This is a genomic window from Pengzhenrongella phosphoraccumulans (genome assembly GCF_045689905.1).
Lineage (GTDB): Bacteria > Actinomycetota > Actinomycetes > Actinomycetales > Cellulomonadaceae > Pengzhenrongella > Pengzhenrongella phosphoraccumulans.
The window spans coordinates 4,311,068-4,330,237 of the sequence record NZ_CP144210.1; the positions used below are offsets into that span (position 1 = coordinate 4,311,068).

General features: G+C 71.5%; 19 protein-coding genes, 1 tRNA gene and 2 pseudogenes. 21 read left to right on the forward strand and 1 reads right to left on the reverse strand.

Annotated elements, in window-relative coordinates; translation table 11 throughout:
* The first annotated feature begins 7 nt into the window (after positions 1-7).
* Positions 8-1,207, forward strand: coding sequence for a chorismate-binding protein (locus VTA80_RS19965; RefSeq protein ID WP_407342814.1), 1,200 nt, complete (start codon positions 8-10; stop codon positions 1,205-1,207).
* A gap of 5 nt (positions 1,208-1,212) precedes the next feature.
* Positions 1,213-2,082: an aminotransferase class IV gene (locus VTA80_RS19970; RefSeq protein WP_407342815.1), complete on the forward strand. Its 870-nt coding sequence runs from the start codon at positions 1,213-1,215 to the stop codon at positions 2,080-2,082.
* A 38-nt stretch (positions 2,083-2,120) separates the two neighbouring features.
* Here the strand turns inward: VTA80_RS19970 and VTA80_RS19975 are convergent, their stop codons facing one another.
* Entirely contained in the window at positions 2,121-2,549 is a 429-nt protein-coding gene (locus VTA80_RS19975; protein ID WP_407342816.1) for an SsgA family sporulation/cell division regulator, read from the reverse strand.
* 182 nt (positions 2,550-2,731) lie between these two features.
* Here VTA80_RS19975 and VTA80_RS19980 point away from each other — a divergent pair.
* The 19 genes and pseudogenes from VTA80_RS19980 (at position 2,732) to VTA80_RS20070 (ending at position 19,070) form a co-directional block, all read left to right on the forward strand.
* A tRNA-Val gene (locus VTA80_RS19980) sits at positions 2,732-2,806 on the forward strand.
* Between the two features lie 230 nt (positions 2,807-3,036).
* Positions 3,037-5,051 (forward strand): annotated as a pseudogene (gene thrS, locus VTA80_RS19985) (threonine--tRNA ligase).
* An 8-nt stretch (positions 5,052-5,059) separates the two neighbouring features.
* The gene (locus tag VTA80_RS19990; protein WP_407342817.1) at positions 5,060-5,668 is read left to right on the forward strand and encodes an HIT family protein; all 609 of its coding nucleotides are present in this window, start codon (positions 5,060-5,062) and stop codon (positions 5,666-5,668) included.
* A gap of 2 nt (positions 5,669-5,670) precedes the next feature.
* Entirely contained in the window at positions 5,671-6,279 is a 609-nt protein-coding gene (pgsA, locus tag VTA80_RS19995; RefSeq protein WP_407342818.1) for a phosphatidylinositol phosphate synthase, read from the forward strand.
* Entirely contained in the window at positions 6,276-7,247 is a 972-nt protein-coding gene (locus tag VTA80_RS20000) for a phosphatidylinositol mannoside acyltransferase (protein WP_407342819.1), read from the forward strand. The genes pgsA and VTA80_RS20000 overlap by 4 nt, the downstream gene beginning before the upstream one ends.
* Positions 7,247-8,512 (forward strand): glycosyltransferase family 4 protein, encoded by a 1,266-nt coding sequence (locus VTA80_RS20005; RefSeq protein ID WP_407342820.1) that lies wholly within the window; start codon positions 7,247-7,249, stop codon positions 8,510-8,512. The genes VTA80_RS20000 and VTA80_RS20005 overlap by 1 nt, the downstream gene beginning before the upstream one ends.
* On the forward strand, positions 8,509-9,222 hold the full coding sequence (locus VTA80_RS20010; protein WP_407342821.1) for a hypothetical protein: 714 nt from the start codon (positions 8,509-8,511) through the stop codon (positions 9,220-9,222). The genes VTA80_RS20005 and VTA80_RS20010 overlap by 4 nt, the downstream gene beginning before the upstream one ends.
* A gap of 78 nt (positions 9,223-9,300) precedes the next feature.
* Positions 9,301-10,233, forward strand: a complete 933-nt coding sequence (gene pdxS, locus VTA80_RS20015; protein WP_407342822.1) for a pyridoxal 5'-phosphate synthase lyase subunit PdxS — start codon at positions 9,301-9,303, stop codon at positions 10,231-10,233.
* On the forward strand, positions 10,230-10,811 hold the full coding sequence (locus VTA80_RS20020) for an NUDIX hydrolase (protein ID WP_407342823.1): 582 nt from the start codon (positions 10,230-10,232) through the stop codon (positions 10,809-10,811). Before pdxS ends, VTA80_RS20020 begins: the two co-directional genes overlap by 4 nt.
* 23 nt (positions 10,812-10,834) lie before the next feature.
* Positions 10,835-11,457, forward strand: a pseudogene (gene pdxT / locus VTA80_RS20025) (pyridoxal 5'-phosphate synthase glutaminase subunit PdxT).
* Between the two features lie 51 nt (positions 11,458-11,508).
* Positions 11,509-12,264: a YebC/PmpR family DNA-binding transcriptional regulator gene (locus VTA80_RS20030; protein ID WP_407342824.1), complete on the forward strand. Its 756-nt coding sequence runs from the start codon at positions 11,509-11,511 to the stop codon at positions 12,262-12,264.
* Positions 12,265-12,291: 27 nt separating this feature from the next.
* Positions 12,292-12,864, forward strand: a complete 573-nt coding sequence (gene ruvC / locus VTA80_RS20035; RefSeq protein WP_407345823.1) for a crossover junction endodeoxyribonuclease RuvC — start codon at positions 12,292-12,294, stop codon at positions 12,862-12,864.
* Positions 12,865-13,003: 139 nt separating this feature from the next.
* Positions 13,004-13,633, forward strand: coding sequence for a Holliday junction branch migration protein RuvA (gene ruvA, locus VTA80_RS20040; protein ID WP_407342825.1), 630 nt, complete (start codon positions 13,004-13,006; stop codon positions 13,631-13,633).
* Positions 13,634-13,691: 58 nt separating this feature from the next.
* Positions 13,692-14,714 carry a Holliday junction branch migration DNA helicase RuvB gene (gene ruvB, locus VTA80_RS20045; RefSeq protein WP_407345824.1) on the forward strand — a complete coding sequence of 341 codons (1,023 nt, stop codon included), beginning with the start codon at positions 13,692-13,694 and terminating at the stop codon, positions 14,712-14,714.
* A 180-nt stretch (positions 14,715-14,894) separates the two neighbouring features.
* Positions 14,895-15,419 carry a preprotein translocase subunit YajC gene (gene yajC, locus VTA80_RS20050; RefSeq protein WP_407342826.1) on the forward strand — a complete coding sequence of 175 codons (525 nt, stop codon included), beginning with the start codon at positions 14,895-14,897 and terminating at the stop codon, positions 15,417-15,419.
* Positions 15,420-15,521: 102 nt separating this feature from the next.
* On the forward strand, positions 15,522-17,381 hold the full coding sequence (gene secD, locus VTA80_RS20055) for a protein translocase subunit SecD (protein ID WP_407342827.1): 1,860 nt from the start codon (positions 15,522-15,524) through the stop codon (positions 17,379-17,381).
* On the forward strand, positions 17,381-17,689 hold the full coding sequence (locus VTA80_RS20060; protein ID WP_407342828.1) for a hypothetical protein: 309 nt from the start codon (positions 17,381-17,383) through the stop codon (positions 17,687-17,689). The genes secD and VTA80_RS20060 overlap by 1 nt, the downstream gene beginning before the upstream one ends.
* On the forward strand, positions 17,608-18,486 hold the full coding sequence (gene secF / locus VTA80_RS20065; protein ID WP_407342829.1) for a protein translocase subunit SecF: 879 nt from the start codon (positions 17,608-17,610) through the stop codon (positions 18,484-18,486). The genes VTA80_RS20060 and secF overlap by 82 nt, the downstream gene beginning before the upstream one ends.
* 2 nt (positions 18,487-18,488) lie before the next feature.
* A complete protein-coding gene (locus VTA80_RS20070) occupies positions 18,489-19,070 on the forward strand; it encodes an adenine phosphoribosyltransferase (RefSeq protein ID WP_407345826.1) in 582 nt (193 codons plus the stop codon).
* Positions 19,071-19,170 lie beyond the last annotated feature (100 nt).

Here is a 19,170-nt window from a genome sequence, read left to right on the forward strand (position 1 = left end):
TTGCCCGATGTCACCGACGCGCGCCCCGGCGAATCGCCTGCCCGACGGCGGCGAGGCGTGGTTCGCGGGCCTGCGGGCTCGTGGAGTGGTCGAGTGCGTCGATCTCGTGGCCGAGCCGGAGCGGGTCGCGGCCGGCGGGCTGTGGGCCGTCGTCGGCGACTTCGAGGGACCGGTGCGCGCCTGGCGGTTCGCCGAGGTCGTCCGAGAGACCGATCCGGTGGGCAGCGCGAGCCACCCGAGCGCGACCGACACGGACCCCGTCGACTGGCGCGGGCCGTCGTCGTCGTCCTGGTCGACGTCGCTCGACCGGGTGCAGTACCTGGCTGCGGTCGAGCGGGTTCGGGCCGAGATCCGCGCCGGTCGGGTGTACCAGGCCAACATCTGCCGAGTGCTGGCCGCCCCGCTGACGGCCCCCGCTGCCCGGGGTGGCGATCCGGGCGCCGAACCGGATGCGGGCGCCCTGGCGCGCGTCCTGCGGACCGGGAACCCCGCTCCCTTTGCGGGCGCGGTGCACGTGCCGGCAGCGAGCGGCTTCGCTCCCGTCTGGGTGGTCACGGCATCCCCCGAGCTGTACCTGCGCGTGGACGGTGACGTGGTGACGTCGGCGCCGATCAAGGGGACCGGGCTCGTGGCCTCGGACCTGCAGGCCAAGGACCGTGCCGAGAACGTGATGATCACCGATCTGGTCCGCAACGACCTGCAGCGGGTGTGCGCGGCGGGGACGGTCGAGGTCACCTCGCTGCTCGCGGTCGAGCAGCACCCGGGCCTGGTCCACCTCGTCTCGACCGTCCAGGGCCGGCTCACGCCCGAGGTGGCCGCGGCGCCCGACCGCTGGGCGCGCATCCTGGGCGCCACCTTCCCGCCCGGTTCGGTCTCCGGCGCGCCGAAGAGCTCGGCATTGCGGGTGATCGCCGCGCTCGAGACAGCGCCGCGCGGCCCGTACTGCGGTGTCGTGGGGTGGATCGACGCGGATGTGGGCCGGGCCGAGCTCGCCGTCGGCATCCGGACCTTCTGGTGGGAGGCCGACGACGACGCCCCGCCCGACGACGCCCCGCCCGGCGCCGCCCGCTCGGGGACTCTGCGCTTCGGGACGGGCGCAGGCATCACGTGGGGGAGCGATCCCGCCGCCGAGTGGGCGGAGACCGAGCTCAAGGCGCGGATGCTGATCGCACTCGCCTCGACGCCCGATGGATCTGCGCCAGACTGACCTGCATGGGTGTCGTGATCTGGACAGACGGAAAGCTTCGGGATGAGCAGGACGCGGTCGCGACCGCTGTCGATCACGGTCTGACCGTGGGCGACGGCGTGTTCGAGACGTGCTCGGTGGCGGACGGTCGGGCGTTCGCGCTGACCCGCCACCTGCGCCGGCTCGCCCGGTCGGCGACGGGGCTCGGTCTCGCGGCGCCGGACGAGGACGAGATCCGCGCCGGGATCACCGCGGTGCTGGCCGCGGGCGGGCCCGACCTGGGCCGCGTACGCGTCACGGTGACGGCCGGTCCGGGGCCCCTCGGGTCGAACCGGTCGGCGCCCGGCACCTCCCGACAGACGGTGATCGTGCTCGCCGGCCCGGCCGTGCGGCCGCTCACGGTCCGGGTCGCACGCGTGCCGTGGGTCCGCAACGAACGCTCCGCCGTGGCGGGCCTCAAGACGACGTCGTACGCGGAGAACGTCGTCGCGCTCGCCTATGCGGTCGAGCGTGGGGCGGACGAGGCGCTGTTCGCCAACACGGTCGGCGACCTGTGCGAGGGCACGGGGTCCAACGTGTTCGTCGAGCGCGGGGGCGAGCTGGTCACGCCCGCGCTGGCGAGCGGGTGCCTGGCCGGGATCACGCGCGAGCTGGTGCTCGAGTGGGGCCTCGCGGCCGGCCTGCCGGTGCGCGAGGCGCGGCCCGGCGAGCTTCCCTTCACCGTGCTCGACGACGTCCTCGGCGGCGCCCGGGGCACCGGGCTGGCGCTGAGCTCGACCATCCGTGACCTGGTCCCGGTGGTCAACCTGGACGGGATCGACCTCCCCGCAGGCCCGATCAGCCTCGACGCGCAGCGGCTCTTCGAGGCGAAGCTGAGCGAGGACGTCGACCCGTAGCAGGCGGCCCGCGGTGGGCCGGGGAGGCGACTCGAACGTCAGGCCGTGAGCAGCGCCGCGATCAGGCGGCTGATCTCGGGGTCCATCCGGGTGCTCTCCGTGCCGAACGGCACGAGCTGCTGGGTGGTCGCGACGAACCGCTCGACCGGCTCGGCCGGGGAGGCGAGCAGGGCGTCGCCCTCGACCCCGCTCAGCGAGACGAGCACGTAGGTCGGGTCGTCGTCGCGCCACACGCGCACGTCGCCGGTTCCCGCGGGGGACTCCTGCGTCGCCTCGAGGCCCTGCGCGAGCAGCTCCCGGCCGATGAGCCAGGTGGACATGGAGTGGGGGCCGGTGAAGGCGGCGCGGACCGTGTACGGGTCGGACGCGCGAAACCCGAGCTCGGCTGTGACACCCAGCACAGTCGCATCGGACAGGACGAGCTGCATCGTGACGACTTCGACGACATCGAACGGCCGTGGGGCCATGCGCCGCCTCCTTTTTCGCGTAATCGCAGGATAAGTCTCTGCGGTCCCGCAGCGTCCTGGTGATGGAGAGATTCACCCGGTCGCTCGTGGCGGCCAGGCGGGGTGTTCGAGTTATCCGGATCTGTTGGGTAGCATCGGCGCAAGAAGTCCTGCGAAAGCGAGTTTTTCTCGCTGAGCCTGACGGGCGATTGGCTCAGCGGTAGAGCGCCTCGTTCACACCGAGGAGGTCACTGGTTCGATCCCAGTATCGCCCACCATCCCCACCCCCGGTCATCACCCGATCGGGGGGTGGTCGCGGCCGACGGATTCCGTCGGCCGCGTCTGTGCAGGTCACCCTTCGACCGTCCGCAGGTCGAAAGCCCCTCGGCCCGGGGCGGGCAGCGAGATCCGCACCACCCGAACGGCCCTGGCCCCAGCGTCGGTAGCATCGCCTGTGCGCCCGGAGCGGGCGTGCGACGACCGCAAGGAGAGCCCCACCGTGTCTGCCCTGTCCGCAGAACCACTGTCCCTCACCGTCGACGGCGCCCCGGTCACGGTGGACGCGGGCACCACGGGCGCGGACCTGTACACCGGGCGCCGCGACGTCGTCGTCGTCCGGGTGGATGGCGAGCTCCGCGACCTGCACCTGCCCGTCGTGGCCGGTACAACCGTCGAGGCCGTCACGATCGACTCGCCGGACGGGCTGGCCGTGCTGCGCCACTCGACCGCGCACGTGCTTGCGCAGGCGGTCCAGCAGCTGCACCCGAGCGCCAAGCTCGGCATCGGCCCGCCGATCACCGACGGCTTCTACTACGACTTCGACGTCGAGACCCCGTTCACCCCCGAGGACCTCAAGGCCCTCGAGAAGGTCATGCAGCGGATCGTCAAGGACGGCCAGACCTTCCACCGGTGGGACGTCACCGAGGCGGAGGCGCACGCCGCCCTCGCCGCGGAGCCGTACAAGCTGGAGCTGATCGGGCTCAAGGGCACCGGCGCGTCCACGACCGCGGAGGACGAGGCGTCCAGCGTCGAGGTCGGCCTCGGCGGCCTGAGCATCTACCAGAACCTCAAGCGCGACGGCGCCGTCGTCTGGCAGGACCTGTGCCGCGGGCCGCACCTGCCCAGCACCAAGCTCATCGCGAACGGCTTCCAGCTCACCCGCACGGCGGCCGCCTACTGGCGCGGGTCGGAGAAGAACCCCCAGCTGCAACGCGTCTACGGCACCGCCTGGCCAACCAAGGACGAGCTGCGCGCCCACCTGGAGCGGATCGCCGAGGCCGAGCGCCGGGACCACCGCAAGATCGGGCTCGAGCTCGACCTGTTCTCGTTCCCGGAGGAGCTCGGCTCCGGGTTGCCCGTGTTCCACCCCAAGGGCGGGATCATCCGCAAGGAGATGGAGGACTACTCCCGCGCCAAGCACCTCGAGGCCGGGTACTCGTTCGTCAACACCCCGCACATCACCAAGGGCCACCTGTACGAGATCTCCGGGCACCTGGACTGGTACCGCGACGGCATGTTCCCCCGATGGTCGTCGACGAGGAGCGCAACGAGGACGGCACCGTGCGCAAGGCGGGCCAGGAGTACTACCTCAAGCCCATGAACTGCCCGATGCACAACTTGATCTTCGCCTCGCGCGGCCGGTCGTACCGCGAGCTGCCGCTGCGGCTGTTCGAGTTCGGCACGGTCTACCGCTACGAGAAGTCCGGCGTGATCCACGGGCTGACCCGCGTGCGCGGCATGACCCAGGACGACGCGCACATCTACTGCACGCGCGACCAGATGAAGGACGAGCTCACCAAGACCCTCCAGTTCGTCCTGGACCTGCTCAAGGACTACGGGCTGGACGACTTCTACCTCGAGCTGTCCACCCGCGATCCCGCGAAGTCCGTCGGCAGCGAGGAGATCTGGGAGGAGGCGACCCGGACGCTCGAGGAGGTCGCGACGGCGTCGGGCCTGGAGCTCGTGCCGGACCCCGAGGGTGCGGCGTTCTACGGCCCGAAGATCTCGGTGCAGGCGCGCGACGCGATCGGGCGCACCTGGCAGATGTCGACCATCCAGCTCGACTTCAACCTGCCCGAGCGGTTCGAGCTCGAGTACACCGCCAGTGACGGCTCGCGCCAGCGTCCGGTGATGATCCACCGCGCGCTGTTCGGTTCGGTCGAGCGCTTCTTCGCGGTGCTCACCGAGCACTACGCGGGCGCCTTCCCTGCCTGGCTCGCGCCGGTCCAGGTCGTGGCCGTCCCCGTCGCGGAGCCGTTCAACGAGTACCTGGCCGACGTCGTCGCGCAGCTGCGGGCCCAGGGCATCCGGGCCGACCTCGACGTGAGCGAGGACCGGTTCGGCAAGAAGATCCGGACCGCGAGCACGCAGAAGATCCCGTTCGTGCTGATCGCCGGTGGCGAGGACGTCGAGGCCGGCGCGGTCTCGTTCCGCTACCGCGACGGACGTCAGGACAACGGCGTACCGGTCGCGGACGCGATCGAGCGGATCGTGAGCGCCGTGCGCGCCCGCGTCCAGGTCTGAGCGCGCAGGTGAGCGGGTCGGACGGGACCGAGCAGGACGCTGGCCTCGAGCTCGAGGCCAGCGCCGGCCACCCGGGGAGGCCGGACGGGTTCGAACGGCTGTGGACGCCGCACCGGATGGTCTACATCGGTGGGCAGGACCGGCCGATCGGGGACCAGGCCGCGGCGGACGCGTGCCCGTTCTGTCGCGCGCCGGGGCTCGACGACGTCGCGGGGCTGATCGTGGCGCGCGGGCGCAGCGCCTACGTCGTGCTCAACCTGTACCCGTACAACCCCGGCCACCTGCTCGTGGTCCCGTACCGGCACGTCGCCGACTACACCGACCTGACGGCCCAGGAGACGGCCGACGTCGCGGAGCTCACGCAGACCGCGATGCGCGTCGAGCGTGCCGTCTCCGCGCCGCACGGCTTCAACCTGGGCATGAACCAGGGCTCGGCCGCGGGGGCCGGGATCGCGGCGCACCTGCACCAGCACGTCGTGCCGCGATGGTCCGGCGATGCCAACTTCCTGCCGATCGTGGGTCGCACCAAGGCGATGCCCGAGCTGCTCGGCGACACGCGCGACCGCCTCGCGGCGGCCTGGCCCGCATCCGTGGCCGGGAACGAAGGGATGAGCTAGTCGTGCTGAACCGCTTTCGCGGCCTGATGACCAAGGTCATGACGCCGATCGCCGATCTGCTGCTGCGCCGGGGGATCTCGCCCGACGCCGTCACCATCACTGGAACGGTCGCCGTCGTGACGGCGGCGCTCTGGCTCTACCCGACGGGACACCTGCTCGCGGGCACGATCGTCATCATGTTCTTCGTGATGACCGACTCGCTCGACGGCACGATGGCGCGCCGGTCGGGCCGGTCGAGCAGCTGGGGGGCCTTCCTGGACTCGACGCTTGACCGGTTCGCCGACTCGGCGATCTTCGCCGGGCTCGTGCTGTGGTTCTTCGGGACCGGTGACGACCGGCTCGCGGGGGCGCTCGCGCTGGCGTGCCTGGTGCTCGGGTCGATCGTGCCGTACGCCCGGGCCCGCGCCGAGGGGCTGGGGATGACGGCCGCGATCGGGATCGCCGAGCGCGCCGACCGTCTGCTCGCCGTCCTGCTCGCCACGCTCCTGGTCGGTTCCGGCCTGTCACCGGTCGTCCTCACGGTCACGCTGGCGCTCCTTGCGGTGGCGAGCTTCGTCACGATCGTGCAGCGGATGGCGACCGTCCGGCGCCAGGCCGCGGCCGCCGCATGAAGGCCGAGCGGGCCTTCGCGCTCGCGTGGCGCGTGTCGGGCCACGTGCCCGAGCCGATCCTGCGCGCCGTGGCCGACGTCGGGGCCGATGTCGCCTGGCTGCGTCGGGGCTCGGGGGTGCGCCAGCTCGAGCGGAACCTCGCGCGGGTCCGGCCCGGTGCCTCGCGCCGACAGGTGCGCGCGCTGGCCCGGCAGGGCATGCGCTCCTACCTGCGCTACTACCGGGAGTCCTTCGCGCTGAACGCGTACACGCCGGCCCAGATCGCCGCGCGGGCGCGCATGGTCGGGGCCGCGCCGCTCGTCGCTGAGCTCGCGGCGGGGCGCACCGTGCTCATGGCTCTCGGGCACCTCGGGAACTGGGACCTCGCCGGGGCCTTCGCCACCGTTCACCTCGGTCCGGTCACGACCGTCGCCGAGCGGCTCGAGCCGGAGGCGCTGTTCCAGGAGTTCCTCGCGTTCCGCCAGGGGCTCGGGATGACGATCATCGCGCTCGACGAGGGCGGGGACGTGTTCCGTCAGCTCGTGCGCGTCGCGCGTGGCGGGCCGACCGTGCTCCCGCTCCTCGCCGACCGGGACCTGACCAAGCACGGCATCGAGGTCGACCTGTTCGGCGAGCGGGCCCGCGTCGCGGCGGGGCCCGCCGCGCTCGCAGTCGCGACCGGCGCGATGCTGATCCCCACGACCGTGTACTACGAGCGGCTCTCCGGTGCCCGACGGCGCGCTGCCGGCTCGCCCTGGGGAATCGTGCTGGACTTCGGCGCACCGTTGGTCGTGCCGACCGAGCTGCCGCGCCACGAGCAGGTGATCGCCGTGACGCAGGCCTGGGTCGACGTCGTCGGCGCCGGCATCGCGGCCCACCCACAGGACTGGCACATGCTGCAGAAGGTCTTCATCGCCGACCTGGACCCCGCCCGCTACGCGGCGTCGCTGGTCGATACCGCCACCGACACCGACGGCGGCGCGTCGTGATGGCCGCGGCCGAGCTCCGGCCCCTGCGGATCGGCATCGTGTGCCCGTACTCGTTCGACGTGCCGGGTGGCGTGCAGTTCCACGTGCGCGACCTGGCCGAGGCGCTCATCGCCCGCGGCCACACCGTGTCGGTCCTGGCCCCCGCGGACGACGACACCCCGATCCCGGACTACATGACCTCGGCGGGACGTTCGATCCCGGTGCGGTACAACGGTGCCGTCGCGCGCATGACCTTCGGCCCGGTGACCGCCGCCCGCGTGCGGCGCTGGCTCGCGGCGGGGGAGTTCGACATCCTGCACCTGCACGAGCCCGTGACGCCGAGCCTCGGGATGCTCGCGCTGTGGATCGCGGACGGCCCGATCGTGGCGACGTTCCACACCGCGCTGATCCGCTCTCGGCCGCTGCAGATGGTCTACCCGCTGGTGCGGCAGAGCATGGAGAAGATCTCGGCCCGGATCGCGGTGTCCGAGGACGCGCGCCGCACGCTGGTGGAGCACCTCGGTGGCGACGCCGTCGTGATCCCCAACGGGGTCTACGTCGACGAGTTCGTGAGCGCCGAGCCCGATCCGCGCTGGACCGGCACGTCCCAGGCGCCGACGATCGCGTTCCTCGGGCGGCTGGACGAGCCCCGCAAGGGCTTGCCCGTGCTGCTCGGTGCGGTCGCCGAGGTGCTGCGCAGCCGTCCCGGCACGCGCTTCCTCATCGCGGGCACGGGCGAGACCGGTCCGGACGAGGCGCGCGCGCTGCTCGGCGACGACGCGGACGCGGTGGAGTTCCTCGGCGCGATCACGGACGCCGAGAAGGCCAGCCTGCTGCGGTCCGTGGACGTGTACTGCGCCCCGCAGACCAGCGGGGAGAGCTTCGGGATCGTGCTGGTCGAGGCCATGAGCGCCGGCGCGGCGGTCGTGGCGAGCGACCTGGGCGCGTTCCGGCGGGTGCTCGACGAGGGCGCGGCCGGCACGCTGTTCCACCAGGGCGACACGGTCGACCTGGCCCGCACGCTCATCCGGGTCCTGGCCGACGACGACCTGCGTGCGGCCACGGTCGCACGCGGCTCGGACGTGGTGCGCCGCTACGACTGGGCGTCCGTGACGAGCGAGATCCTCACCGTGTACGAGATGGTGCTCGACTCCGGGCTGCGGGAGGGCAGGGCCCCGCGGCGGGTGGGGGAGGACCCGTCCTCGCTGCGGGGGGCGCTGGGCCGGCTCGTGCGCGGCGACCGGGGCGAGCGCGCCGAGAAGTCTGACGAAGGGACGGCGTCGTGACCTGGGACCTGTGGGTGCTGCTCGTCGCGGCACTGGTGCTGCTCGTCGGGTGGGCCGCCTGGGTCGAGGCATCGCGCGTCGACAGGCTGCACCGAAAGGTCGCAGCCTCCCAGGCGGTGCTCGACCGCCAGCTCGTGCGGCGGGCGACCGTCGCCGTCGAGCTCGCGTCGGCGGGGCTGATGGACCCGGTGAGCTCGCTGCTCGTCGGTGAGGCGGCCCTCGCGGCGCTCGAGCTGAGCGGGCGTGGCACGGACACGTTGAGCCTGCCGGTGCCGGATCTGGCCGAGCTGCTGCGCGAGTCGGCGGCGGCGTCGTCGTACCTGGGCATGGGGGGCGTACTGGTGAGCGCGGACGGGAACGGGGTGCTCCCGGGGACCGCGCTCGTCGTCGATCGCGGGCTGGTCGAGAGCGAGCTGTCGTCGACGCTGCGCGCGGCGCTCGAGGACCCCGCCGAGGTGGCGACGCTGCGCGAGGAGCCGGGTGGCTCCGACCTCGTCGACGCCCTCGCCGCGGCCTGGTACCGGGTGCAGCTCTCGCGCCGGTTCCACAACGAGGCGGTGGCGCAGACGCAGCGCGCCCGACGGCAGCGCGTCGTGCGGTACCTGCGGCTGGCGGGGCGAGCCCCGGTGCCCGAGCCGCTCGAGTTCGACGATGCCTGGCCCGAGGGGCTGGGCCGTCCCGGCGCCTCGTCGCAGACACCCTCGGTCTAGGATGAGGAGCCCGCGAAAGTTGCTTTCGCGGTCGGCGCTTGCCCGATATCTTCCCGATCGACTTCTGTGAGGCCTGCAGTGACCAGCGAGAACAGCCAGAACTCCGCCGCCACATCCGCCGCCGCATCGGGGGCCGTCGGCACAGCGAAGGTCAAGCGGGGCATGGCGGAGATGCTCAAGGGCGGCGTGATCATGGACGTCGTCAACGCCGCGCAGGCCAGGATCGCCGAGGACGCCGGAGCGGTGGCCGTCATGGCGCTGGAGCGCGTCCCGGCCGACATCCGCGCCCAGGGTGGCGTCGCGCGCATGAGCGATCCCGACCTGATCGACGGGATCATCGCCGAGGTCTCCATCCCGGTGATGGCCAAGGCCCGCATCGGGCACTTCGTCGAGGCGCAGGTGCTGCAGAGCCTCGGGGTCGACTACATCGACGAGTCCGAGGTCCTGACCCCGGCCGACTACGCGCACCACATCGACAAGTGGAAGTTCACCGTGCCGTTCGTGTGCGGGGCGACCAACCTGGGTGAGGCGCTGCGCCGCATCACCGAGGGCGCGGCCATGATCCGGTCGAAGGGTGAGGCCGGCACCGGCGACGTCTCGAACGCGACGACCCACATGCGCACCCTGCGCGACCAGATCCGCCACCTCACCTCGCTCCCCGAGGACGAGCTGTACCTGGCCGCCAAGGACCTCGGCGCGCCGTACGAGCTCGTCAAGGAGGTCGCCCGCGCGGGCAAGCTCCCGGTGGTGCTGTTCACGGCCGGCGGGATCGCCACGCCGTCGGACGCCGCGATGATGATGCAGCTCGGCGCCGAGGGCGTCTTCGTGGGCTCCGGCATCTTCAAGTCGGGCAACCCGGAGGAGCGGGCCGTCGCGATCGTCAAGGCGACCACGTTCTTCGACGACCCGAGCGTCATCGCGAAGGTGTCGCGCGGTCTCGGCGAGGCCATGGTCGGCATCAACGTCGCCGACATCCCCGAGCCGCACCGTCTCGCCGAGCGCGGTTGGTGACGGTCGTCTCGGACGGCCCTGTGCACGGCCCGATCCACCAGCTCGGACCCGAATGGGTCATGGGCTCGGACGGCGTGCGCTTTCGGCGTGCCGCCCGCGTGATCCTGCTGGACGCCGACGACCGTGTCCTGCTGCTGCACGGCAGCGACGTCGACCAGCGCGAACGGTCCTGGTGGTTCACCGTGGGTGGCGGGATCGACGCGGGGGAGACCCAGCGCGAGGCGGCGGCGCGCGAGCTGTTCGAGGAGGCCGGGATCACTCTGGCACCGGCGGAGCTCGTCGGGCCGGTCTACTCGCGCGTCGCGATGTTCGACTTCTTTCGCGAGACCTGTCGGCAGGAGGAGGTCTTCTTCCTCGGTCGGTACGCCGGGTCCATCGGTGGACCTCGCGTGGCCGACGACGACTTCAGCCGCGACGGCTGGACCGAGCTTGAGGTCGACACGATCGACGAGCTGCGCTGGTGGGAGCTGGACGCGCTGGCGGCGCTCGACGAGGAGGTCTTCCCGGCGGGGCTGCCCGAGCTCGTGCGGGCTCTGCTCGGCGGTTGGGACGGCGTCACCCGGGACCTGACCGCGTGACCGCGGCCGTAGAGTGCACGGTCGTGAACCCCACGATCGGAGTACTCGCCCTGCAGGGCGACGTCCGCGAGCACGCGCTCGCCCTCGAAGCGTCCGGCGCGTCGGCCGTTCCCGTGCGCCGCGCCCGCGAGCTCGACGACATCGACGGTCTGGTCATCCCCGGGGGGAGTCCACGACGATCGACAAGCTTTTGCGCGCCTTCGACCTGTTCGAGCCGCTGCAGGAGCGCCTGCGGGGCGGGCTGCCCGCCTACGGTTCGTGCGCCGGGATGATCCTGCTCGCGGACCGGGTCCTCGGGGGGATCGACGGTCAACGGACGTTGGGCGGGCTGGACATCACGGTGCGGCGCAACGCCTTCGGCCGACAGGTCGACTCCTTCGAGACGGACCTGACGATCGACGGGATCCCGGGCGAGCCGGTGCACGCGGTTTTCATCCGTGCACCCTGGGTCGAGCAGGTCGGCCCGCGCGCCGAGGTCCTTTCCGCGGTCTCCGGCGGTCCTGCCGCCGGTAGGATCGTCGCTGTGCGGCAGGGCGGACTGCTCGCGACCTCGTTCCACCCTGAGGTCACCGGCGACACGCGCGTGCACAAACTGTTCGTACAGATCGTCCGTGACGCACTCTCGGTGCGAGCGCCCGGCCTGTGAGGGTCGGACGCCATCGGTGTCGTCAGTGTGAAAACGAAGGGTCGTTAATCGATGTCGGGTCACTCTAAGTGGGCTACCACCAAGCACCAGAAGGCCGTTGTCGACGCCAAGCGGAGCAAGCTCTTCGCGAAGCTGGTCAAGAACATCGAGGTCGCGGTGCGCTCGGGCGGCCCCGACATGGCCGGCAACCCGACGCTCGTCGACGCGGTGCAGAAGGCCAAGAAGCAGTCGGTCCCCAACGAGAACATCGATCGCGCGCTCAAGCGCGGATCCGGTGCCGAGACCGGGGCTGACTACCAGTCGATCATGTACGAGGGCTACGGCCCCGGCGGGATCGCGGTGCTGGTCGAGTGCCTCACGGACAACCGCAACCGCGCCGCGTCCGACGTGCGAGTGGCGTTCACGCGCAACGGCGGGTCGCTCGCCGATCCCGGTTCGGTGTCCTACCTGTTCAGCCGCAAGGGCGTCGTCATCGTCCCCAAGGAGAACGGCCTGACCGAGGACGCCGTGCTCGACGCGGTGCTCGACGCCGGTGCCGACGAGGTCAAGGACCTCGGCGAGGTCTTCGAGGTCATCTCCGAGGCGAAGGACCTGGTGCCGGTCCGCACCGCGCTCCAGGCCAACAAGATCGACTACGACTCGGCCGACAGCCAGTTCGTCGCCGCGATCCACATCGAGGTCGACGCCGACGGCGCCCGCCGCATCCTGCGCCTGATCGACACCCTGGAAGACAGCGACGACGTCCAGAACGTCTTCGCGAACTTCGACGCCAGCGACGAGGTCATGGCAGAGCTCCAAGCCGAGTAACACCGGGCTTCTTCTGTGGGGGTGGGTGTGCGGGTTCTGGGGGTTGATCCTGGGCTCACGCGGTGCGGGTTGGGGGTGGTCGACTCCTTGCCCGGGCGGCGGGCCGTGCTCGTGGCCGTGGGGGTCGCGCGGTCCTCGACCGAGGAGGACATCGACCGACGGCTGCTGGCGATCGCCCTGCAGCTCGACGAGTGGATCGACCGCGAGGCGCCGGACGTCGTCGCGATCGAGCGGGTGTTCGCCCAGCACAACGTGAGCACCGTCATGGGCACCGCCCAGGTCGCCGGGATCGCGATGCTCGCGGCTGCCCGACGGCGGATCCCCGTCGCCCTGCACACCCCGAGCGAGGTCAAAGCCGCGGTGACGGGTTCCGGGCGCGCCGACAAGGCGCAGGTCCAGACGATGGTGGCGCGGATCCTCGGCCTGGCCGAGGTGCCGCGCCCGGCCGACGCCGCCGATGCGCTCGCCCTCGCGATCTGTCACCTCTGGCGCCCGGCGGGTGCGCTCGCCGCGCCGCAACGCTCGCTGCAGGCCATGACCAGCGCCCAGCGGGCGTGGGCCGCGGCCGAGCACGCGGCGCGTCGTCCGACCCGCGGGTGATCAGCGGCGCGTCGGGTCCACCCGGTCGCGCGGCGCTTGTTACGGTAGAGGCCGTTCGTACAGGTGTTCGCCTGCCTGGCCCAGGTGGCCGGTGGTCGGCGTGCGCCGAGATCCCCAGCTCAGCGAGAGGAACAGTGACGTGATCGCCTCGGTCCGCGGCACGGTGCAAGCAGTGCGGCTCGACTCGGTGATCGTCGAGGTCGGAGGGGTCGGCATGCTGATCCAGGCGACCCCCGCGACGCTCGCCGGGCTCCGGGTCGGTGCCACCACCGTCCTGTCCACGTCCCTGGTGGTGCGCGAGGACTCGCTGACGTTGTTCGGCTTCGGTGACCCCGACGAGCGCGCGGTCTTCGAGATCGTGCAGACGGTCTCGGGGGTCGGTCCGCGGCTCGCGCTCGCGATGCTCGCCGTGCACAGCCCCGACGGCCTGCGCCGGGCGGTGGCGACCGAGGACCTGGTGGCGCTCAAGCGGGTGCCGGGGATCGGGCACAAGGGGGCGCAGCGCATCGTGCTCGAGCTCGGTGATCGGCTCGGGATCGCGACCGGCGCCGGCGGGGACGGGTCGAGCCCGTACCTCGCGGTCGCCGCGGATCGCCGGTCGGAGGTCGTCGACGCGCTCGTCGGGCTCGGCTGGAACGCGAAGGCGGCCGAGGACGCCGTGGCCGGCGTCGTCGCGGCCAACACCGACCTCGCCAGCCCGGTGAGCGACCTCGAGGTGGCCGGCGTCCTGCGCGCGGCGCTGCGGTCGTTGGGATCCGGCCGTGGCTGAGTACCGCGACCTCGGAACCGAGGACCTGGACGACCTCAACGACCGGGCGCACGACGACGTGACGACCGAACGGCTCGTGCGGCCCGCGGCCGACGACGTCGAGCGCGCGGCCGAGGCGGCCCTGCGGCCGCGACGGTTCGACGAGTTCGTCGGCCAGCGGGTCGTGCGCGACCAGCTTTCGCTCGTGCTCGAGGCCGCGCTGCGGCGCGGCCGGGCACCCGACCACGTGCTGCTCTCCGGGCCACCCGGGCTGGGCAAGACGACCCTCGCGATGATCATCGCTGCCGAGCTCGGCGCGCCGCTGCGGGTGACCTCGGGTCCGGCGATCCAGCACGCGGGCGACCTCGCCGCGGTGCTGTCCTCGCTCGAGGAGGGCGAGGTGCTGTTCCTCGACGAGATCCACCGGCTGGCTCGTCCGGCCGCCGAGCTGTTGTACGTCGCGATGGAGGACTTCCGGGTCGACGTCGTGGTGGGCAAGGGCGCGGGGGCCAGCGCCATCCCGCTGGCGCTCCCACCGTTCACCGTCGTCGGCGCCACGACGCGCGCCGGGCTGCTGCCCGCGCCGCTGCGGGACCGGTTCGGGTTCACCGGCCACCTCGACTTCTATGCGATCGACGAGCTCGAGCGGGTGCTGGTGCGGTCGGCCGGTCTGCTGGGCGTCGAGCTGCGGGCCGACGCCGGCTACGAGATCGCCTCGCGATCGCGCGGCACCCCCCGGATCGCCAACCGGCTGCTGCGGCGCGTGCGCGACTGGGCCCAGGTGCGTGGTGACGGCCGGCTCGACCTCGCGGCCGCCAACGCCGCGCTCACGGTCTACGAGGTGGACGCGCTCGGCCTCGACCGGCTCGACCGGTCGGTCCTGACGGCATTGTGCGTGCGGTTCGGCGGGGGACCGGTGGGGCTGACGACCCTGGCGGTCGCGGTGGGGGAGGAGCCGGAGACCGTCGAGACGGTCGCCGAGCCGTTCCTGGTCCGCGAAGGGCTCGTCGGGCGCACGGCGCGGGGCCGCGTGGCGATGCCGTCGGCATGGGAGCATCTGGGTCTCACTCCACCGCCGATGAGTGGGACGCTGGTGTTCTAGAGCCAGTACGCCTGCGTTCCCTGGTGTACTGGAGGTAGCGGTCCGCCTTCGGGCTCGTCGGTTTCGAGCACAGGGCCACTGACCAGGGAACGGTCCGCCGTCGCGAGACGTTGGGCTTCCCGAGACATGGCGCCTAGACTGCGCCCGACATCGACACAGACCCGAAAGACGTGCCACCCCATGGACCCATCCTTCATCATCATCATCGTGCTGGCGTTTGGCGCGATGTGGCTCATGTCGAGCCGGACCCGCAAGCAGCAGCGGGCGGCGGGTGACTTCCGTGCCAACCTCGAGGTGGGTAACGAGGTCATGACCGGCTCGGGGTTGTTCGGCACGATCGTCGACATCGACGGTGACACCATCACCCTCGAGTCGACTCCCGGGAACGAGAGCCGCTGGATCCGCGCGGCGATCGCCAAGATCGTCCTGCCGCCCGAGGTCGACGAGGCTGACGCCGACGAAGACGACGAGGACGAGGACTACCTCGACGACGAGGACGCCGACACCGATGAGTACGGTGACGACGTCGACGACGACGAGGACGACGACGAGCTCGGTGACGCTGAGACCGACAGTGACTCTGAGACCGACAGTGACCCTGAGACCGACGCCATCGAACCGACCTTGGACGACGAGATCGTCGTCCCGGACGACCTGTCGTCCCTCTCCGACCCCCGCAAGGACGACGACACCGACAAGAAGTGAGCTGATCGGCCGCCGTCGTCCCCGCGACGACGGCGGCCACCGCCCACACCCCCTCACCGCCCGCGGTCCGCGGGTCGTGCGCGCATGAGAAGAGACACTCCGTTGGCTGCTACACCCCGCCGCTCCAGGCCCATCCGGACGTTGGTGACGCTCGGCGTCATCATCGCCGCACTGTTCGGTTCGCTCTTGGCGGGGGCGACCTGGTCGGATGCCTCGCTGACGCCGAAGCTCGCCCTCGACCTCGAGGGCGGCACGCAGCTGATCCTCAAGCCCGTCGCGACGGGCAAGGACAAGATCACCAGCGACACGATCAACGAGGCGATCCGGATCATCCGCCAGCGGGTGGACTCCTCCGGCGTGTCCGAGGCGGAGATCACCAGCCAGGGTGGGACCAACATCGTCGTCGCCCTCCCGGGCACGCCCGACAAGGCGACCCTGGACCTGGTGCGCACGTCGGCGCAGATGCGCTTCCGGCCGGTGCTCACCATCGGTGGGCCGGCACCTGTGACGCCCGCCGCGGACGCGGCCCCGCTCACGCCGAAGGCCGCCCCCGACTCTCCGAGCGACGCGGCGTACTACATCACGGACGCCGTGCTGGCCGAGTTCAACGCGCTCGACTGCACCGACCCGAAGAACCTCACCGGCGGCGACAGCGGTGCCGACGACAAGCCCCTCGTGACCTGCGAGAAGGATGGCAGCGCGAAGTACATCCTCGGCCCGGTGGAGATCCAGGGCAACGAGATCGCGAAGGCGAACTCGGGGCAGCGGACGACCTCCACCGGTGCGATCACCGGTGAGTGGATCGTCAACATCTCCTTCACCAAGGCCGGCCGCCCGGTGTTCCGCGACGTCACCACGCGCCTGCAGGGCCTCACCTCGCCGCAGAACCAGTTCGCCATGGTGCTCGACGGGCTCGTCATCTCGGCCCCGTCGCTCGCGCCCGGCGTCATCATCTCGGACGGCAAGGCGGAGATCTCGGGGACGTTCACCCGCGAGAGCGCCGCGTCGCTCGCCAACCAGCTCAACTTCGGTGCCCTGCCGCTGACCTTCCAGGTCCAGAGCGAAGAGCAGATCTCGGCCACGCTCGGTTCCGAGCAGCTGCAGAAGGGCATCCTCGCGGGCCTCATCGGCCTGCTGCTGGTCGTCATCTACTCGCTCTTCCAGTACCGGGCCCTCGGGTTCGTCACGGTGGCCTCCCTGGTGATCGCCGCGGTCATCACCTACGGCGTCATCACGCTGCTGTCGTGGCTCCAGGGGTACCGCCTGAGCCTGCCCGGGGTCGCGGCGCTGATCGTGGCCATCGGTATCACCGCCGACTCGTTCATCGTCTACTTCGAACGCATCAGGGACGAGCTGCGTGACGGCCGGAGCCTGGTCGGCGCGGTCGACAAGGGCTGGGAGCGGGCTCGACGCACCATCCTCGCGTCCGACGCCGTCAACTTCCTCGCGGCCATCGTGCTGTACTTCCTCGCCGTCGGCGGGGTGCGTGGCTTCGCGTTCACCCTCGGGCTGACCACGATCATCGACCTGCTGGTCGTGTTCCTGTTCACGCACCCGATGATGCTGATCCTCGCCCGCACGAAGTTCTTCGGCGAGGGCCACAAGTTCTCCGGGCTCGACCCCCGACGCCTGGGCGTCACCGCCCCGCGGTACGCGGGCCGCGGCCGGATCCGCACGCCCAAGCCCGCCGGTTCTGTGCCGGCGGACGAGGGCGTGACCGACACGGCCGAGGCACCGCAGGACGACCTCACGTTCGAGGCCCCCGTGCCCGTCGGTGCAGGTGCTGGCCGCGGCTACGGCCAGGACGCACCGCAGCAGACCATCGCCGAGCGCCGGGCAGCCAAGCGTGCCTCGGAGCTGGCCGGGCCCGGGGTGGTGGAGCCCGGCGCGTCGAAGGACACCCCGGTGTCTGACGACCCGACCCCCGCCACCGATCCGAGCACCGAGAGGAACGAGTCCTGATGGCCTCCGGATTCGCCCAGTGGGGCAACGACCTGCACACGGGCCGCAAGTCGTACAACATCGTCGGACGTCGACGCACGTGGTTCGCCATCGCGATCACGGCGGTGCTCGCGTCCGTGCTCCTGCTCAGCATCAAGGGGCTCAACCCCGGGATCGAGTTCCGCGGGGGTCGCAGTTCACGGTCTCCGGCGCCTCCTCCGTCGCACAGCAGCCCGCGCTCGACGCCGTGGCCTCGGTCTCCCCGGCCGAGGAGCCCCGCGTGTCCTCCATCGGCAGCGCGGCGGTGCGTGTCCAGACCGCACAGCTGACCAACCTCGAGGTCGAGGCCGTTCGTGACGCCCTGGCGGTCGCCTACGACGTCCCGGTCACCGACGTCGCCAGCTCGTTCGTCGGCCCGACGTGGGGCGCGGACGTGTCCAACAAGGCGATCACCGGCCTGATCGTCTTCCTCGTGCTCGTGTCGGTCGTCATGACGATCTACTTCCGCGCCTGGCGCATGGCGGCCGCGGCGCTCATCGCGCTCGGCAACGACCTCATCCTCACCGTCGGCGTGTACGCGCTGATCGGCTGGGAGGTCACGCCCGCGACGGCGATCGGCTTCCTGACGATCCTCGGGTACTCGATCTACGACACGGTCGTGGTGTTCGACAAGGTGCGCGAGAACACGGCCGGCGTGCTCGACCAGTCGCGGTCGACCTACGCGGAGATGGCCAACCTCGCGGTCAACCAGACGCTGGTGCGATCGATCAACACCTCCGTCGTCGCGCTGCTCCCCGTGAGCGCGATCCTGTTCGTCGGGACCTTCATCCTCGGCGCCGGCACGCTGCGCGACATCTCGCTCGCGCTGTTCGTCGGCATGCTGGTCGGGACGTTCTCCTCGATCTTCCTGGCCACGCCGCTCGAGGTCACGTTCCGTGAGCGCGAGCCGCGGATGCAGGCCCACTCCAAGAAGGTCCACGCTCTGCGCGAGCAGGCAGCTGTCGCGGGCACCGGGACCGAGGCGGCGGCGCTGGCCGGTGTCGCGGCCTACGGAGCGCACCTCCTGCCGGGTCAGCACCTCGGCACGGCGGCCCAGCCCAAGCGCCGCAAGACTGCCAAGAAGTGAGCATCGTGGCTGACGAGAACCTGTCCACGGCAAGCCCGGTTCTCACCGAGCGGAGCGTCCTGGCCGACCTGTGCGGGCGGCTCATCCGCGACGTGCCGGACTACCCGGAGCCCGGGGTCGTGTTCAAGGACATCACCCCGTTGCTGGTCAACGGCCCGGCGTTCGCTGCCGTCATCAAGCACCTGGCCGACGTCGCCCGCGACGCGGGCGGGGTCGACCTGGTCGCCGGGATGGAGGCGCGCGGGTTCATCATGGGCGCTCCCGTGGCGACCGCCCTCGGCGTCGGCTTCGTGCCGGTCCGCAAGGCCGGCAAGCTTCCCGGGGTGACCATGGAGGCGTCCTACGACCTCGAGTACGGCTCCGCGACGGTCGAGCTGTTGCCGGACACCATCGCCCCCGGATCACGGGTCCTGGTCGTCGACGACGTGCTGGCGACCGGCGGTACCGCGGCAGCGACGGTCTCGCTGATCGAGCAGGCCGGCGGGGTCGTCGTCGGGCTCGCCTTCCTGCTCGAGCTGACGTTCCTGTCGGGTCGATCTCGGCTTGGCGGCCGGCCCGTGGACGTCATCCTTACGGTCGACTGACCGCGCGGTTGCGCACCGCGTTCGACCTCACGTCGTGTCTGGTTTCCTGTTCTCGCACCTGACGGCCCTAAACTTGGCACTTGGTACCTGACGGGCCGGG